Source organism: Streptosporangium sp. NPDC002524 (assembly GCF_040295985.1).
Lineage (GTDB): Bacteria > Actinomycetota > Actinomycetes > Streptosporangiales > Streptosporangiaceae > Streptosporangium.
Genome location: NZ_JBEOWK010000030.1, coordinates 21,217 through 37,627, shown reverse-complemented (window position 1 = coordinate 37,627; position 16,411 = coordinate 21,217). Strand labels below are relative to the sequence as shown.

General features: G+C 72.2%; 9 protein-coding genes. 4 read left to right on the top strand and 5 right to left on the bottom strand.

Features of this window, described 5'->3' with window-relative positions; translation table 11 throughout:
- The first annotated feature begins 111 nt into the window (after window positions 1–111).
- Window positions 112–2,910, top strand: coding sequence for a zf-HC2 domain-containing protein (locus ABT053_RS36555; protein ID WP_350975556.1), 2,799 nt, complete (start codon window positions 112–114; stop codon window positions 2,908–2,910).
- Between the two features lie 428 nt (window positions 2,911–3,338).
- Entirely contained in the window at window positions 3,339–4,535 is a 1,197-nt protein-coding gene (locus ABT053_RS36550) for an NYN domain-containing protein (RefSeq protein WP_350975554.1), read from the top strand.
- 191 nt (window positions 4,536–4,726) lie between these two features.
- Here the strand turns inward: ABT053_RS36550 and ABT053_RS36545 are convergent, their stop codons facing one another.
- Together ABT053_RS36545 and ABT053_RS36540 are read right to left on the bottom strand one after the other, a co-directional pair.
- Window positions 4,727–5,359 carry a response regulator gene (locus ABT053_RS36545; protein WP_350975553.1) on the bottom strand — a complete coding sequence of 211 codons (633 nt, stop codon included), beginning with the start codon at window positions 5,357–5,359 and terminating at the stop codon, window positions 4,727–4,729.
- A 3-nt stretch (window positions 5,360–5,362) separates the two neighbouring features.
- On the bottom strand, window positions 5,363–9,538 hold the full coding sequence (locus ABT053_RS36540) for a HAMP domain-containing protein (RefSeq protein WP_350975551.1): 4,176 nt from the start codon (window positions 9,536–9,538) through the stop codon (window positions 5,363–5,365).
- Window positions 9,539–9,658: 120 nt separating this feature from the next.
- On the opposite strand from ABT053_RS36540, the gene ABT053_RS36535 reads away from it, so the two are divergent.
- Window positions 9,659–11,197, top strand: a complete 1,539-nt coding sequence (locus ABT053_RS36535) for a PP2C family protein-serine/threonine phosphatase (protein ID WP_350975549.1) — start codon at window positions 9,659–9,661, stop codon at window positions 11,195–11,197.
- A gap of 155 nt (window positions 11,198–11,352) precedes the next feature.
- On the opposite strand, the gene ABT053_RS36530 is transcribed toward ABT053_RS36535, so the two are convergent.
- From ABT053_RS36530 to rho, 3 genes are all read right to left on the bottom strand, one after another.
- Window positions 11,353–13,119, bottom strand: coding sequence for a S9 family peptidase (locus ABT053_RS36530; RefSeq protein WP_350975548.1), 1,767 nt, complete (start codon window positions 13,117–13,119; stop codon window positions 11,353–11,355).
- A gap of 176 nt (window positions 13,120–13,295) precedes the next feature.
- Window positions 13,296–14,126, bottom strand: a complete 831-nt coding sequence (locus ABT053_RS36525) for a putative RNA methyltransferase (RefSeq protein ID WP_350975546.1) — start codon at window positions 14,124–14,126, stop codon at window positions 13,296–13,298.
- 91 nt (window positions 14,127–14,217) lie between these two features.
- Complete coding sequence (gene rho, locus ABT053_RS36520) at window positions 14,218–15,456, bottom strand: transcription termination factor Rho (protein WP_350975544.1); 1,239 nt, start codon at window positions 15,454–15,456, stop codon at window positions 14,218–14,220.
- A gap of 162 nt (window positions 15,457–15,618) precedes the next feature.
- Here rho and ABT053_RS36515 point away from each other — a divergent pair, with 162 nt between their 5' ends.
- Window positions 15,619–16,365 carry an MBL fold metallo-hydrolase gene (locus ABT053_RS36515; RefSeq protein WP_350975543.1) on the top strand — a complete coding sequence of 249 codons (747 nt, stop codon included), beginning with the start codon at window positions 15,619–15,621 and terminating at the stop codon, window positions 16,363–16,365.
- The last annotated feature ends 46 nt before the right edge of the window (window positions 16,366–16,411 follow it).

Genomic DNA, 16,411 nt, shown 5'->3' with positions numbered 1-16,411 from the left:
AACGCGGATTTCGGGCCGGGGGTGGCAAAAGTGCGATCCGGGTTTACTCGCGGCGCGTACTGCGGGATTATCCGGCAGGCAACTCCGGGTAATGGTGAGGTCACAATGAGTGTGAAAACATCTCAAGGCGACGCTGAACTGCTGGCTGCCACCAGGAACGGCGACGTGGCCGCCTACCGGGTGCTCCATCAGCGGCACGCCCCCGCGGCGCGTGCCCTGGCCCGCCTGCTCCTGCCGGGCGGGCCCGAGGCGGAGGCCGAGGGCGTCGTGGAGAGGACGTTCGCCAGGGTCCACCACGTGATCGCTCAGGGACACGGCCCGGAACAGGTGTTCCGCGCCTACCTGCTCACCGCCCTCCGCCGCACCGCCGCCGCCCACCCCGACACGACCGGCACGGCCGGTACGACCGCTACGGGAAACGGCCCGGCGGTCGCCGTACCGGAAGCCGGTGGAGAGAAGGTGGGGGGCGAGGCCGGCGAGAGCACGGGCGAGGAGACCGGCGAGCGGGCGGACGGGAAGGACGGAGAAACCGGCGAGAAGGCGGAGACCGATGAGCGGTCGGAGGGGGAGACCGGCGAGAGGGCGGAGCCCGGCGGGAGGGCGGAGGCCGATGAGCGGGCGGAGGCCGGTGAAAGAGCGGAGGGGGAGGTCGACGAGCGGGCTGACGGGGAAGCCCCTTTCGGTACGCGCGCGTTCCTCGTCGACCCGTCGGTGGAGGGCCTGGAACGCTCGCCGGTGGCGAGGGCGTTCCTCTCCCTGCCCGAGCGGTGGCAGTTCGTCCTGTGGCACGCCGAGGTCGAGAGGCTCAGGGTCGAGGATGTCGGGCTGCTGCTGGGCCTGACGGTCAACGGCGCGGCCGCGCTCGCCCACCGGGCACGGGAGGGGACGCGCCAGGCGTGCCTGCGCATCCACCTGGCCGAGACGTCCGCCCCCGAGTGCAGGCCCGTGCTGACCAGGCTGGGGCCCTACACCCGTGGCGGCCTGCCCAGGGAACAGGGCAGGGTCATCGACAGGCATCTGGACGGCTGTTCCGGCTGCCGCGCGGTGCTCGCGGAGCTGACCGGCATCGGCCGGGGCCTCCGCTCCGTGATCGGCCCGCTCGTCGTCGGCCCCGCGTTCCCCGCCTACCTGACGGCACTCGCCAGGATGGGCGCCACGGCGGGTGGCGGGCTGTCCGGACGCTGGCACAGGGCTCCCCGGTCCGTACGGCGCGCCGTCGTGACCGGTGCGGCGGCCACCGCGCTCGCGGTGGTCGCGGCCCTCGTGCTGGTGTCGGCCGAGGGGCCCGTCCCCCGGACGAGCACGGCCTCCGAGCCGATCGTGGTGGCCCCCGCGCCCGCCTCCCCCACCCCTCGAGAGTCCCTGGGAGAGCCGGACGTCCCCGTCTCGCCCGTGCCGCCGCTCTCTGAGCCGCCGATGGGACCCGACCGCGAGCCCGCCGGGACCGGGACGGCGCCCGGACCCGGCGGGACGACGAGCCCTGACGACGAAACCGGCGAAACCGGCGAACCCGATGAAACCGGCGACCCCGGCGACCCCGGTGAATCCGGCGAATCCGCCGCACCCGGTGAGACGCGGGGGACGGCCGGAGCGGGGCAGGACGGCCACACGGGTTCCTGGCTCGCCCCCCGCCTGGTGGCCAGGATCGACGCGCTCGGCGCCCTGGTCAGGTCCGAGGCCGGGATCGTCGCGGTGCGGCTGCGCAACGCGGGCCAGGGGCAGAGCGACGAGGTCGTCGCCGAGGTCGGCCTGCCGCGAGGCGTGACGCTGCCGTCCGGGTCCCGCAGGGGGAACGCCGTCGGCGTCGTCACGCCGGTCGGCACGGTCGACGGCTGGTCCTGCCGGGCGAGGAGCCGGGGCGCCCGGTGCGTACGCGGACCGCTGCCGGCGGGCCGGGCCACGGCGGTCTTCCTGAGGGTTCTGGTGTCGGGCGACGCGCCCTACGGGGCGGTGCCCTCGGTCACGGTCTCCACCGCGGGGACGCGGGTGGCGGCGAGGTCGCGCGGCGGGGTACGGGCGACGGGCGCCCCGGCCCGGTTCGCCACCGACGGCCGGGTGGCCGTCTCCGCGATCGGCAACACCCTGATGAGCTGCGTGTCCTCGGAGCCCGCGTGTGAGGCCGCCCACTCGCGGCGGGGAGGCAGGCTCGACAACAACAGCTGGGAGATGCGTCCCCTCGACCGCGACGGGGATCTGTCGACGAGCAGTTCGAGTGCCGCCCGGCTCGTCCTGCCCGCGGCGAGCAAGGTGGTCTGGGCGGGCCTGTACTGGTCGGCGAGCGCGCCCCCCAGCGGGCGGATCAAGCTCAAGGTGCCGGGCGAGGAACGATACCGGCAGGTCAGGGCCGCGCAGGTGGTGGAGCGGGAGCTGCCCGCCGGACGCGGCTACCAGGCGTTCGCCGACGTGACGCGTCTGCTGGGCACGGTCGGCGGGACGTACTGGGTGGCCGACGCCTCGGTGCGGGGCGGAGTGGCGCGCCATGCCGGCTGGAGCCTGGTGGTCATCGTGGCCGACCCGCGCCGGCCGTACAGCCAGGCCGTCGTCGTGGACACCGCGACGGTGCTGGACGGGGGGCACCGCTCGGCGCGGATACCGCTCGGAGGGCTGACGCCCTCCGGTTCCGGCGCGCCCGCGAGGCTCGCCCTGGTGACCTGGGAGGGGGACGCGGGCGTCATGGGCGACCGGGTGAGGCTCGGCGGCCGGCCCCTGCGGCCCGCGGGCGGGGAACGGGACCCGCGCAACCCCTTCGACGGGTCCGCCGCCGGGGCGCGGGGCACCGGCACGACCTTCGGCACGGACGTGGACCGCTTCCGGGCGCCCCTCGGCCGCGACCCGGTGCTGGAGCTGAGCACGCGCCAGGACGTCCTGCTGTTCGGCGCGGCGGCGGTGAGCGTGGGGATCGCGCCGTGACGCTGTACGCGGACGCGATGTCCGGGACCCCCGCGACCCGATGACACCGGCCCACGTCCGGCCGCGTTCGCGGGGAGTGTCCCGGCGGGGCGTCACGTGGGCGTCCCCGGTGGGGGAAGGGGCGCACTGTTCGCCCGGGTCCGTTGTGCGGTGAAGGCGTCATGCGGGGTGCGGGGACATATGTGGCGGGCCTGCGGGAAACCCGAGCGAGTGGGACCTCGCCGAGGGGGTCCACGAACGGGACAAACTGGTACGGTCTGCGTGAACGATCCAGCGTATGGTCGAGCGCGGGTGGAATCGTCGGGATTCACCCTCGGATGGTCAGCTGCTTGATTACCCTGAGGAAGGGCCGTCTGTCCGGTCTCTTAGGGGTTCTTTCAGGCTTGTCTGAACCGAAGGATCGGGCTACGTAGGAAGGGCGGTGTCGTGTGGATCGTTGCGCGCTGTTCGTGGACGCCGGCTACCTGCTGGCCGACGGCGCGATGGCGGTGCACGGTACCCGCCACCGCGAGTCCGTCTCCTGGGACTACCCGGGGCTGCTCCAGCTGCTCAACAAGCTGTCGAGAGAGCGCACCGGCCTGCCGCTGCTGCGCTGCTACTGGTACGAGGCGACCGTGGAGGGCCGCCGCACCCCCGAGCACGACACGCTGGCCGACATCCCCGGCCTCAAGCTCCGCCTGTCGCGCATCCGCCCCGGACGCCGCGAGGGCGTCGACGCCCAGGTCCACCGCGACCTGATGACGCTGGCCCGCAACGGCGCGGTCTGCGACGCGGTCGTGGTCAGCGGTGACGAGGACCTGGCGCAGGTCGTCTGCGACGCCCAGGACCTCGGCATCCGGGTCACCGTGGTCCACATCAGCGCCGACGGCAGCTGGGCCGTCTCCCGTACGCTGCGCCAGGAGTGCGACGACCTGATCGAGATCGGCGCCGGTCACCTGCGCCCCCACGTCAGCATGCTCAGCGGCGACGTGCCCGCCCTGGTGACCAACGGCCACCAGCACGGTTCCGGCAACGGCCAGTCCGTCACCTCCCGTGGCGCCGGCGTGAGCAACGGCGCCCCGGCCACCAGCCCCATCCCCGCGGTGCAGACCTCCCGCGCGGCCCACGCCCAGCCCTCGCCGTCCCCGGCCTATTCGAGCTACACCCAGGAGTCGCCGATCACCCCGGTCGCTCCCGCCGCCCCGCCACCCCCGCCGTCGCCGCCCGCCTCCACGCCCTCGCACGCGGCCACCGGCAGCACCCAGACCGGCCCGCTGCCCGCCGCGCCCCAGTACTCGCTGGGCAACACCGGCAGCATGCCGAGTTACCAGGCCCCGCAGATGGGCGCCTACACCGGTCCCCAGGCGGCCCCCGTCCCCCCGCAGACCACCGGCCCCGCGACGACCCTCTCCGACGCGGTGCAGGCCGCCCACAAGGAGGGGCACGACTTCGGCGAGTCCGTGGCCAAGGACGCGCCCGCCCTGTGGCTGGAGGCGGTCCTCGCCCGCAAGCCCCGGATGCCCTCGGACCTGGAGGCGCGCCTGCTCCAGGGCTCCTCCCTGCCGATCGACTTCCTCCTGCACGACGAGGTCCGCCACGCCCTGCGCCGCGGCTTCTGGGACGCCCTGGAGCGCGCCCGCCGCTGAGAGACCGTCCCGAGCGCGCGTCGGGACCGACGGAGGCCGCTGGAACGTGCGCGGCGGGCTTCCGCCGACCCGCCGGGCCCCGACAGGCCGCATCGCGGAAACTCACCGCGTCAGCGGAAAACTCACCGCGTCAGCGGGAAGCCCATCGCGTCAGCGGGAGACACCCACCGCCCCGGCGGGGACGACGCCCGTCAGGTGAGGGCGTCGAAGCCCGCGCGCAGGTGGCTGAGGCGGTTGGACAGGTCGGCCATCGGTCCCGCGAGGCTGTGGTCGCCGCTCTCGCGGGTCAGCTCGGTGACCCGGCCGAGCTCCTCCTCGACGGCGGTCAGGCGCCTGGACAGCTCGGGCAGCACGGCGGCCTGGTCGGACGCCTCACCGGGCGGCAGCTCCGTGCCGAGGCGCTCGCGGAGCATGGTGGCCTGCTCGGCCAGCCTGCGGTTCATGTTGTAGAGCTCCACGAACACCGCGACCTTGGCCCGGAGCACCCACGGGTCGAAGGGCTTGGTGAGGTAGTCGACGGCGCCCGCGGCGTAGCTGCGGAAGGCGTAGTCGGGCGCGCTGTCGACCACGGTCAGGAAGATGATCGGGATGTTGCGGGTGCGCTCGCGGCGCTTGATGTGGGCCGCCGTCTCGAACCCGTCCATGCCCGGCATCCGGACGTCGAGCAGGATCAGCGCGAACTCCGTGCCGAGCAGCGCCTTCAGCGCCTCCTCCCCCGACTTCGCCCGGACGGGTATTAGATCGAGCGAGCTGAGAATGGCCTCGAGCGCGATCAGGTTCTCCTCCCGGTCGTCGACCAGGAGGATCTTGGCTCTGTCCGGCATCGATCACACGCCTTCGTTGGAGTCGCCGGCCGGCTTGCCCCGGGTCAGCCAGCCGCGCAACCTCTCCAGGAGGCGGTCGACGTCCACGGGCTTGGGCACGTAGTCGGAGGCGCCGGACGCGATGCTTTTCTCCCGGTCGCCTCGCATGACCTTAGCGGTTAGCGCGATGATCGGCAGGTCCGCGAACTGGGGCATCCGGCGGATCGCGGAGGTGGTGGCCCAGCCGTCCATCTCCGGCATCATGATGTCCATCAGGACGAGGGCGACGTCCTCGTTGCGTTCGAGCTGCTCGATGCCCTCGCGGCCGTTCTCGGCGTAGATCACCGTGGAGCCGTAGCGTTCGAGCACGCTGGTCAGCGCGAAGACGTTGCGGATGTCGTCGTCCACGATCAGGATCTTCGCCCCGGTCAGCGGGTCGTCGCCCTTCCACGGCTTGCCCTCGCCCTGCGGGAACTGCGGCAGGGGCATGTCGTCGTTGAAGGTGAGCTCCGGCAGGTCGTCGGACTCCTCCAGCACGCCGATGAGCGCCGGTTCGCGGGGGGAGGAGCTGGGGGCGCTCGCCCCGCCGTCGCGCGAGGCCAGCGGCCCGCCGTACGACGGGGGCAGGTAGAGGGTGAAGGTGCTGCCCTCGCCGACCTCGCTGACCACGTGGATCTCGCCGCCGAGCAGGCGGGCGATCTCGCGGCAGATGGACAGGCCCAGGCCCGTCCCGCCGTACTTGCGGCTGGTGGTCCCGTCGGCCTGGCGGAACGCCTCGAAGATGACCTCCAGCTTGTCGGAGGCGATCCCGATGCCGGTGTCGACCACCTCGAAGGCGAGGATGCCGTCGGCGCCGCGCAGGGTGTCGTCCACGAAGGAGACGGCGCGCCTGGCGTGGATCACGCGCAGCCGCACCTCGCCCTTGGGGGTGAACTTGATCGCGTTGGAGAGCAGGTTGCGCAGCACCTGCTGCAGGCGCTGCTCGTCGGTGCGGAGCTCCTGCGGGATCGACGGGTCGACCTCGACGGTGAACGACAGGCCCTTGTCCTGGGCGAGCGGCGCGAAGGTGGCCTCGAAGTAGTCGACGAGCTTGGGCAGCGAGATCTGCTGGGGGTGGATGTCCATCCGGCCCGCCTCGACCTTCGACAGGTCGAGGATGTCGTTGATCAGCTGCAGCAGGGCGGAGCCGGCGCCGTGGATGGTCCTGGCGAACTCCACCTGCTGGGCGGTGAGGTTGCCCTCGGCGTTCTCGGTGAGCAGCTTGGCCAGCACGAGGAGGCTGTTCAGCGGGGTGCGCAGCTCGTGGGACATGTTGGCGAGGAACTCGGACTTGTAGCGGGAGGAGACCGCGAGCTGCTCGGCGCGCTCCTCCAGCGTGCGGCGGGCCTGCTCGATCTGGAAGTTCTGGATCTCGATGGCCCGGTTCTGCTTGGCCAGCAGCGCGGCCTTGTCCTCCAGCTCGGCGTTGGAGTGGCGCAGCTCCTCCTGCTGGCGCTGGAGCTCGTCGGAGCGCTCGCGCAGCTCGGTGGTGAGGCGCTGCGACTCGGTGAGCAGGTCCTCGGTCCTGGAGTTGGCGATGATCGTGTTCATCGTGACGCCGATGGTCTCGACGAGCTGGTTCAGGAAGTCGTGGTGGATCTCGCTGAACTCGCTGAACGAGGCCAGCTCCAGCACGCCGAGCACCTGCGTCTCGAACAGGACCGGCAGCACGACGATCTGCGCGGGGGTGGAGGTGCTCAGGCCGGTGTCGACGGTGAGGTAGCGGGCGGGCACGTTGCCGAGGACGATCCCCCTGCCCTCCATCGCGGCCTGGCCCACGATGCCCTCGCCGGTCGCGAACCGCTGCCTGGGGCCGTTGCCGGGGCGGGCGCCGTACCCGGCGATGAGGTGCAGGTCGCGGTCGCCGGTGGGCTCGGCGAGGTAGAAGGCGCCGTAGTGGGCCGACACCAGCGGGGTCAGCTCGCTCATGATGAGCTTGGCGACCTCCATCAGGTCGCGGTGACCCTGCATGAGGCGGGAGATCCTCGCCAGGTTGGACTTCAGCCAGTCCTGTTCCTGGTTGGCGGTGGTGGTGTCGCGCAGCACCGCCACCATCATGTTGATGTTGTCCTTCAGCTCGCCGATCTCGCCCTCGGCGTCGACGGTGATGGAGCGGGTCAGGTCGCCGGTGGCGACGGCGGTGGTGACCTCGGCGATGGCGCGGACCTGGGTGGTGAGGCGGGCGGCGAGCTCGTTGACGTTGTCGGTGAGGCGCTTCCAGATGCCCTCGGCGCCCTCGACGCGCGCCTGGCCGCCCAGCTTGCCCTCGGAGCCGACCTCGCGGGCGACGCGGGTGACCTCGGCGCCGAACGACGACAGCTGGTCGACCATGGTGTTGATCGTGGTCTTGAGGGCGAGGATCTCACCCTGGGCGTTCACGTCGATCTTGCGGGTCAGGTTGCCGGACGCCACCGCGGTGGTGACCTCGGCGATGTTGCGGACCTGGTACGTCAGGTTGTTGGCCATGGAGTTGACGTTGTCGGTGAGGTCCTTCCAGACCCCTGAGACGCCGCGTACGCGGGCCTGGCCGCCCAGCTGGCCTTCCGTGCCGACCTCGCGGGCCACCCGGGTGACCTCGTCGGCGAACATCGACAGCTGGTCCACCATGGTGTTCAGGGTGTCCTTGAGCTGGAGGATCTCGCCCTGCGCGTCCGCGGTGATCTTCTTGGAGAGGTTGCCCTGGGCGACGGCGGTGGAGACCGCGGCGATCTGGCGGACCTGGGTGGTCAGGTTGTTCGCCATCACGTTGACGTTGTCGGTCAGGTCCTTCCAGGTGCCGGAGACCCCGGGCACCTGCGCCTGGCCGCCCAGCTGGCCCTCCGAGCCGACCTCGCGGGCGACGCGGCTCACCTCGGAGGCGAACGACGACAGCTGGTCGACCATGGTGTTGATCGTGGTCTTCAGGGCGAGGATCTCGCCCTGGGCGTTCACGTCGATCTTGCGGGTCAGGTCGCCGTTGGCGACCGCGGTGGTGACCTCGGCGATGTTGCGGACCTGGTACGTCAGGTTGTTGGCCATGGAGTTGACGTTGTCGGTGAGGTCCTTCCAGACCCCTGAGACGCCGCGTACGCGGGCCTGGCCGCCGAGCTGGCCCTCGGTGCCGACCTCGCGGGCCACGCGGGTGACCTCGTCGGCGAACATCGACAGCTGGTCCACCATGGTGTTCAGGGTGTCCTTGAGCTGCAGGATCTCGCCCTGCGCGTCCGCGGTGATCTTCTTGGACAGGTCGCCCTGCGCCACCGCCGTGGAGACCGCCGCGATGGCGCGGACCTGGGTGGTCAGGTTGCCCGCCATCACGTTGACGTTGTCGGTGAGGTCCTTCCAGACCCCTGAGACGCCCCGCACCTGCGCCTGGCCGCCGAGCTGCCCCTCGGTGCCGACCTCGCGGGCCACCCGGGTGACCTCCTCGGCGAACGCCAGCAGCTGGTCGACCATGGTGTTGACGGTGTTCTTCAGCTCGAACATCTCGCCGACCGCGTCGACGGTGACCTTGCGGCTCAGGTCGCCCCGCGCGACCCCGGTGGTCACCGCGGCGATGTCGCGGACCTGCGCGGAGACGCGGCTGGACATGGTGTTGACGGCCTCGGTGAGATCGCGCCAGCTCCCCGACATGCCGCGCACGTTCGCCCGGCCGCCCAGGCGGCCCTCGGTGCCGACCTCCCTGGCCACCCGCGTCACCTCGGACGTGAACAGCGACAGCTGGTCGACCATGCCGTTGATCGCCTTGCCGAGGCGGCGCACCTCGCCCCTGGCACCGCGGTCGAGATCGATCCGGCGGGACAGATCACCCTTGGCCACCGCGTCGATCACGTCGGCGGCCCCGCTGACCGGGCCCACCAGCGCGTCGATCAGCGTGTTGACCGAATCGACGCTCTCGGCCCACGAACCCACGCCAGGACCGGGGGTGAGGCGCTCGCCGAAGCGGCCCTCCTTCACCACCTCGCGGCGGACCCGGTGCAGCTCGTTGGCCAGGTGCTCGCGGCGGTCGGCCACCTCGTTGAGCAGCAGGCGGATCTCGCTGAGGATTCCCGGCGGGGCGTGCGGCACCCGGCGGCGGAAGTCACCGTCGCGCCAGGTGATCAGCGTCTGCAGAATCGGTCGCAGATCGGATTCGCTGTAACGTCGCTCCTCGACGTCGGGCACGGTGTTGACCGTGGTCATATGACCTCCTTGACTCCCGGGGGCGCAGCCGTGAGTCACCCCAGTCTGTCACGGTGCGCAATGTGTAGTCCCACCTTCGATTCACCCCATGTCAACGGGAAGTGTGGTAGTCACGGAACAGTGACCAGTGCTCCACGAGCCGTCCTGGCGGCGACCTTCGCCCCGGGACACACGGCCGTTCCCGCCGCCAGGCGGTTCACCATCGAGGTGATGACCGCCTGGGCCGCCGCGTCCGTCCTGACGGTCGCCGAGCGGCTCGCGGCCGAGCTGTCGTCGCAGGTGACCGACGTCCCGTTCGAGATCGTCTGGAGCCATCTGGGCGACGGGCTGCAGATCGAGGTGCGCCGGAAGCAGGCCCCAGACAGGAGCCCCGGCGCCCCGTCCGTACCGGTGGAGGAATGGGGTGTCACCTTCGCCGGTCAGCAGCGCACGCACTGGGCCAGGATCCGGCTGCCCGGCTCCTCCGGGCGGCCGTCCTCGGAGTGGACCGCCGAGGAACCCAGCCGCGGGCCCATATGGATGGGTTTTCTCGCCGACGCCAGCGATCTGCTGGCGGGCACCCTCGATCCCGACATGGTGCCCGCGATCATCTCGCAGATCGTGGTGCCGCGGCTGGCCACCTGGTGTGCCGTCTACACATGGAGCAACGGCGGCGGCCCGCAACGTCCAGCCTACCTCTGGCACACCGACGAGCGGCGCATCGACGAGCTCAGGGACGAGCTCGCCAGCGTCCAGATCCCGCAGACCGGCGGGTCCATGCAGCTCGCCGACTCGCAGATGCTGGTCATCCCGCTCCTCGCGCGCGGGCGCACGCTGGGCGCGATGTGCCTGGGGCGGCCCGACCGGTTCGCCGAGGACGTCTTCCAGTACGCCGAGGACATCGGCCGCCGCGCCGCGCTCGCCCTGGACAACGCCCTGCTGTACGCCACCCAGGCGGCCGCCAACCGGGCCCTGCAGCGCAGCCTGCTCCCTCCCGACGAGCCCGGCGAGATCCCCGGCCTGGACCCCGCGGTGGTCTACGAGCCCGCAGGGGAGACCAACGAGGTCGGCGGCGACTTCTACGACCTCTTCGCGGCCGGCGACGGCTCCTGGCGGTTCGCGGTGGGCGACGTCTGCGGGACCGGCCCCGAGGCCGCCGCGGTCACCGGCCTCGCCCGCCACACCCTGCGCCTGCTCTCGCGGGAGGGGTACGGGGTGGCGGCCGTCCTCGACCGCCTCAACCAGGCCATCCTGGACGAGGGCGAGCGCGCCCGCTTCCTGACGCTGCTGCACGGGGAGATCACGCCCGTGCCGACCGGCCTGGACGTGGCGATGGTCTCCGCCGGGCACCCGGAGGCGCTGCGGCTGCGGCCCAGCGGGGCCGTGGAGGCCGTGGTGACCTCGCAGTCGCTGCTGGGCGTCTTCCCCGAGGCGACCTTCAAGGCGGAGCTCGTCCACCTCGACCCCGGCGACGTGCTCCTCGCGGTGACCGACGGGGTCACCGAGCGTCGCAGGGACGGGCGGCTGCTCGACGACGACGCGGGGCTGGCCAAGCTGCTCGCCGAGTGCGCGGGGCTGTCGGCGCGGGCGGTCGCCGAGCGGATCCGCCGCGCGGTCCAGGACTTCGCCCCCGAGCCGAGCGCCGACGACATGGCGATCGTGGTCCTGCGGGCCCGCTGACGGGCTGACGGGCTGACGCGCTGACGGGCCCGCGGCCTTCCGGGGGCCTTCCTTCCGGAGGCTTTCCGGGGGCGCACGTGAAGCACGCCCCCGGGTCCGCGCTTGGAAGATCGGCGCGCCCTCGGCGGGGCGACCGACCACCGGGGCGGTGCGGGCTAGAGGTCGGTCTTCACGTGCTTCCTGGCGAAGTCCAGCTGGGCCGACATCTGCGCGATCCGCTCGGAGACGACCAGGGAGCCGTGGCCCGCGTCGTAGCGGTACACCCGGTGCTCGTGGTCGCGCTCGGCGAGCCGGGCCACGTACGTCTCGATCTGCCCGATCGGGCAGCGCGGGTCGTTCTCCCCGGCGAGGACGAGCAGCGGGGCCTCGACCTGGTCGACGTAGGTGATCGGCGAGCTGTTCACGTACCGCTCGGGCTGCTCCTCGGGCGAGCCGCCGAGCAGCGCGCGGTGGTAGGAGCGGAGCGCCTCCGTCTCCTCCTCGTAGGCGGCGACGTGGTCGGCGATCGGCACCGTGGCGATGCCCGCCGCCCACATCTTGGGCTGGGTGCCCAGGCCGAGCAGCGTGAGGTAGCCGCCCCAGGAGGCGCCGGACAGCACCAGCCGGTCGGGGTCGGAGACGCCGCGGTCGACCATGGTGTCCCTGACGGCGGCCACGTCGGCCAGCTCGATGTGCCCGACGTCGCCGTGCAGGGCGTTGCGCCAGGCCGAGCCGTATCCGGTGGAGCCCCGGTAGTTGACCCGTACGACCGCGAAGCCGAGGTCCACCCAGGCGGCCACCTGGGGCACGAAGGAGTCGTCGTCCTGGGCGGTGGGCCCGCCGTGCAGCATGAAGACCGTCGGGAAGGGGCCGGAGCCGCGCTCGGGGCGGGAGACCAGGGCGTGGATCCGGCCGCCGGGGCCCTCCACGTCCACGTCCTCGACCGGGACCGACGGGGGCGAGGTGGGGCCGCCGTGGTTCATCACCACGTGGCCGCTGGTCGACCGGATCAGCGGCGGGTGGGCCCCGCTGGACCAGGAGTACTCGACGGAGCCGTCGGGGCGGGGCGCGGCGGCGTCGATCACGCCGTGCTGGGTCTCGATCGGGAAGAACCCGCCGCCGGGAAGGTCGTAGCGGGTCAGGTACGTACGGCCCCGGTTGCCGCGCACGACGAGCAGCGAGCGGCCGTCGTCGTACCAGTCGGCGGTGATCTCGCCCGGGTCGCGCAGCCAGATCTCCCGCTGGTCGCCGGTCTCGGGGTCCCAGACGAGGGGCTCGCGGCGGCCCCTGCGCTCGTGCAGGGTGAGCAGGCGGCGGTCTCCCGACACCGGCGCGAAGCGCAGGCCGACGACCCCCTTGCCGGGCTCGTCGTGCAGGTCGCCGACGACGTCGCCGTTGCGCCGGAGCACGCGCAGCCCGGGGTGCCGGGCGTCGCCGCGCTCGCTGTGGCTGATCGCGATCAGCGAGCCGTCCAGGGAGACCGCGGAGACGGCGGCCGCCTCGGTGTGCTCGTAGATCGTCCGCGCGGGCTCGCCCGGCTGCACGAGATGGATGGTGAAGCCCTGTCCGGGCCTGGCCATGCCGATGACCGCGTCGCCCGTCGCCGAGAGCCCGAGCCCGGCGGGGAAGCCGGGGGCGAGGTCGACCGGCTGGTCGGGGCCGCCGTAGAAGGGCTGGCGCATCCACCGGCCCCACTCGTCGCCGTCGGTGTCGTCGAACCACCAGATCCACTGCCCGGTGGGATCGATCGCGCCGTGCGAGGTGCCCTTGGGCCTGGAGGTCGCCTGGCGGGTGGAGCCACCCGCGCGGTCCCAGGCGTAGACCTCCCACGCCCCCGAGGCGTTGCTGCGGTAGACGGACCGGCTGGGAGCCTGGGCCGCCCACGCGGGCAACGTCGCGCGCGGCGCACGGAACCTGGCCTGCCAGCGCTCCTCCGCCTTCATATGGCGCTTCCCTCCGTCAAGGCATCAGCTACACGCGTCCAGGCGCGGGCTCGCCGGATTGCGGTCCAGTATGGCGTCTTCACCGGCTAATTGCTTGAGTAATGTCCGGGAATTTCGGACTAAAAGTCACATCAGTAACAGGTGCCCCGAAGGGGGCTGTCAAGCACACAGCTTGCTCAGGAGCGGTGCTCAAAGATAGACATACGGAAAGAAGCTTCCACAAGGCACATTTCTGGGAGTTCTACGATCCTTCTTCGCATAACTTCCGTATCCGTATGCCAGGCGCTGGGACCCATTCCCACGACCGCCTCGACCGCATCATGCCCCAGGGTCATCTCGAACGCGAGAGCGCTCCGGCCGGTCTCGACGAAGTGATCGTTCAGGCTCTCCGCCACGCGCCGCTCCTTCGCGTCGTCCACCGACAGGAGCCCCAGCCGCTCCACCAGTGGCGATAGGTGCCGCGAGGTGGGTGTGACCACTACGAGCTCACCACTACCCTTGAGCACTCGTGCGAACTCTGCCCCATTTCTGGGGGCGAACACATTCAGAAGCACATCTATCGTGTCATCTCCCAGCGGCAACGGCCGCCACACGTCCGCCACCACCGCCCCCAGCCGGGGGTGGGCCCGCGCGGCCCGCCTGATCGCGTGCTTGGAGACGTCCAGCGCCACCCCGACGGCCTCGGGCAGCCCGTCGAGCGCCCGTGCGAGATAGTGGCCCGTCCCGGCCCCGGCGTCCGCCACCACCTTCGCGCCGGTACGGCAGGCGCCCGCGACCGCCTCCGCCAGCGGGGCGTAGTGCCCGGCGGCGAGGAACGCGTCCCTGGCCGCCACCATGGCCGCGCTGTCGGCCGTCCCCGGCACCCGGGACCCGGTCAGCAGGCTGACGTATCCCTGCCTGGCCACGTCGAAACCGTGCCCCAGGGCGCACCGCAGGACCCGCTCCCCGAGCTCCAGGGAGCCTCGGCAGACCGGGCAGGCGAGGTGTTCGACGACATCGTCCAGCATCTCCCCATCATCTCGCGTCTCGCCGGGACCGGAATGTCGTACCGATGGGGGATGGCGGTTCAGGTGTTCCGTCGGTGCGTCGGTGCGTCGGTCAGGCGGTCTGCTGGATCTGCTGGAGGAAGGCCGCGTTGGAGGGGGTCTCGCTCAGCCTGCCGGTGAGGAGCTCCAGGGCCTGCTGCCGCTCCAGGCCGCCCAGCGTGCGGCGCAGCCGCCAGGTGAGCTGCCGTTCCCGGGGGTCGAGGAGGATCTCCTCGCGGCGGGTGCCGGAGGCGTCGAGGTCGACGGCGGGGTAGAGGCGCTTGTCGGCGAGGGCGCGGCTGAGGCGCAGCTCCATGTTGCCGGTGCCCTTGAACTCCTCGAAGAGGCTGTCGTCCATCCGCGAGCCGGTCTCGACCAGCGCGGTGGCGAGGATGGTGAGCGAGCCGCCGTCGCGCAGGTTGCGGGCGGCGCCGAAGAAGCGGCGCGGGGGGAGCAGGGCCGTGGCGTCGATGCCTCCGGCGAGGGTGCGCCCGCCGCCGGGGGCGAGGTTGTTGTACGCGCGGGCGAGCCGGGTGAGGGAGTCGAGCAGCAGGACGACGTCGTGCCCGGCCTCGGCGAGGCGCTTGGCGCGTTCGACGGCGAGCTCGGCGACGGCGGTGTGGTCGCGGTCGGGACGGTCGAACGTGGACGCGGCGACCTCGCCGTGGATGGACTCGCGCATCTCGGTGACCTCCTCGGGGCGCTCGCCGACGAGCACGACCATGAGGTGGCAGTCCGGGTGGTTGGCGGTGATCGCGGCGGCCAGATCCTGCAGGACCATCGTCTTGCCCGCCTTGGGCGGGGCGACGATCAGCCCGCGCTGGCCCTTGCCGATCGGCGCGAACAGGTCGACGACCCTGCCGGTCAGCGACCCGGTCTCCAGGCGGAGCCGGTCGCGGGGGTGGATCGGGGTCATGTCCGCGAAGTCGGGCCGGTGCCGCCAGGCGGCGGCGCCGTTCACGCTCTCCACGCTCTCCAGCCTCTCGTACGGGGCACGCGCGGTGGCCACGACGTGGTCGCCGGGGCGCAGGCCGTACTCGGAGATCTGGGAGTGGGGCACCCGGACGTCGCGCGGGGACGGCAGGTAACCGTCGGTCCGGATGTGTCCGGTACGGTCGCGGACGTCGAGCAGGCCGGTCACGGTCACGGCCTCGGCCGGGGCGTCGCGTCCGGGGGGCCGTCCGGCCGTGGCCGCGCCGCTCCTGCGGGGGGTCTTGCCGGTGGTGCCCGCGTCGCCTCCACGGGGACGCGGCACCTTCTTGGCGGTGATTTTCTCGAGGGTGGGTTCTTTGAAAACGGGTTCGGCGGTCATGAACGACCTTTCACGGGAGATGGGGACCGCACGCCTGAGACAGGGGCGGTGCCGAGAGGAAAAGCGAGAAACGGGGGCGGATCATCGCACGCGGCCTAGCCAGCGGTGCGTCACGCCCGGTATCACGGTAGCACCGTGGCCTCATCCCGAACAGGAGAGCGGATGCTACATCAACCCATAACGGTCGCCGGGGTCGAGGTGTTCCCGCTGTGCGACGCGGTGGGGCCGATGGGCGACGCGATCCGGCGCCCGATGCCGCAGATGTTCCCCGGCGGGCGCCACGGCGAGTCGGACGAGTGGATCCTGCACTTCCACTGCTACCTGCTGCGCGACGCGTCGGGCCGTACGGTGCTGGTCGACACCGGCGTCGGCCCCCGCGACTCGCCCGCGGCGAGCTGGGCGCCGGTGCCCGGCGTTCTGGGCGAGGAGCTGGCCCGGGTGGGCACGGCCCCCGAGGAGGTGGACGCGGTGGTCATCACGCACCTGCACAGCGACCACGCGAGCGGCGCGGTGGTCGCGGGGGCGCCGGTCTTCGCCAACGCCCGGCACGTCCTGCAGCGCGCCGAGATCGACGCGGCGGGCGAGGCGGTCCTCGACCACGTCGTCCGGCCGCTGGGCGAGCGGGTGCACACGGTGGACGGCGGGGCGGAGGTGCTGCCCGGCATCCGGGTGCTGCTCACCCCGGGGCACACCCCGGGTCACCAGGTCGTGCAGGTCGGCGACCTGGTGCTGACCGGCGACGTGGTGCTGCATCCGGTGCAGCTGGAGGATCCGCGGGTGCCCTACCTCTACGACGCCGACCCCGAGCTGGCCGCCGCCACGCGGGTGGAGCTGCTCGACCGGGTCAGGGCGGAGGGCGGGACCATCGGCACCGCCCACTTCGCCGAGCCCTTCACCAGGATCGTCTGACGCGGGGCCCGGTCCTCCACGAGGTCCGGGCGCACCGAGGTCCTCG

Excerpts from the sequence above, each read along its gene's own strand:
- ABT053_RS36545 (WP_350975553.1), bottom strand. The coding sequence starts at position 5,359 with ATGCCGGACAGAGCCAAGATCCTCCTGGTCGACGACCGGGAGGAGAAC.
- ABT053_RS36540 (WP_350975551.1), bottom strand. The coding sequence starts at position 9,538 with ATGACCACGGTCAACACCGTGCCCGACGTCGAGGAGCGACGTTACAGC.
- ABT053_RS36530 (WP_350975548.1), bottom strand. The coding sequence starts at position 13,119 with ATGAAGGCGGAGGAGCGCTGGCAGGCCAGGTTCCGTGCGCCGCGCGCG.
- ABT053_RS36525 (WP_350975546.1), bottom strand. The coding sequence starts at position 14,126 with ATGCTGGACGATGTCGTCGAACACCTCGCCTGCCCGGTCTGCCGAGGC.
- rho (WP_350975544.1), bottom strand. The coding sequence starts at position 15,456 with ATGACCGCCGAACCCGTTTTCAAAGAACCCACCCTCGAGAAAATCACC.
- ABT053_RS36515 (WP_350975543.1), top strand. The coding sequence starts at position 15,619 with ATGCTACATCAACCCATAACGGTCGCCGGGGTCGAGGTGTTCCCGCTG.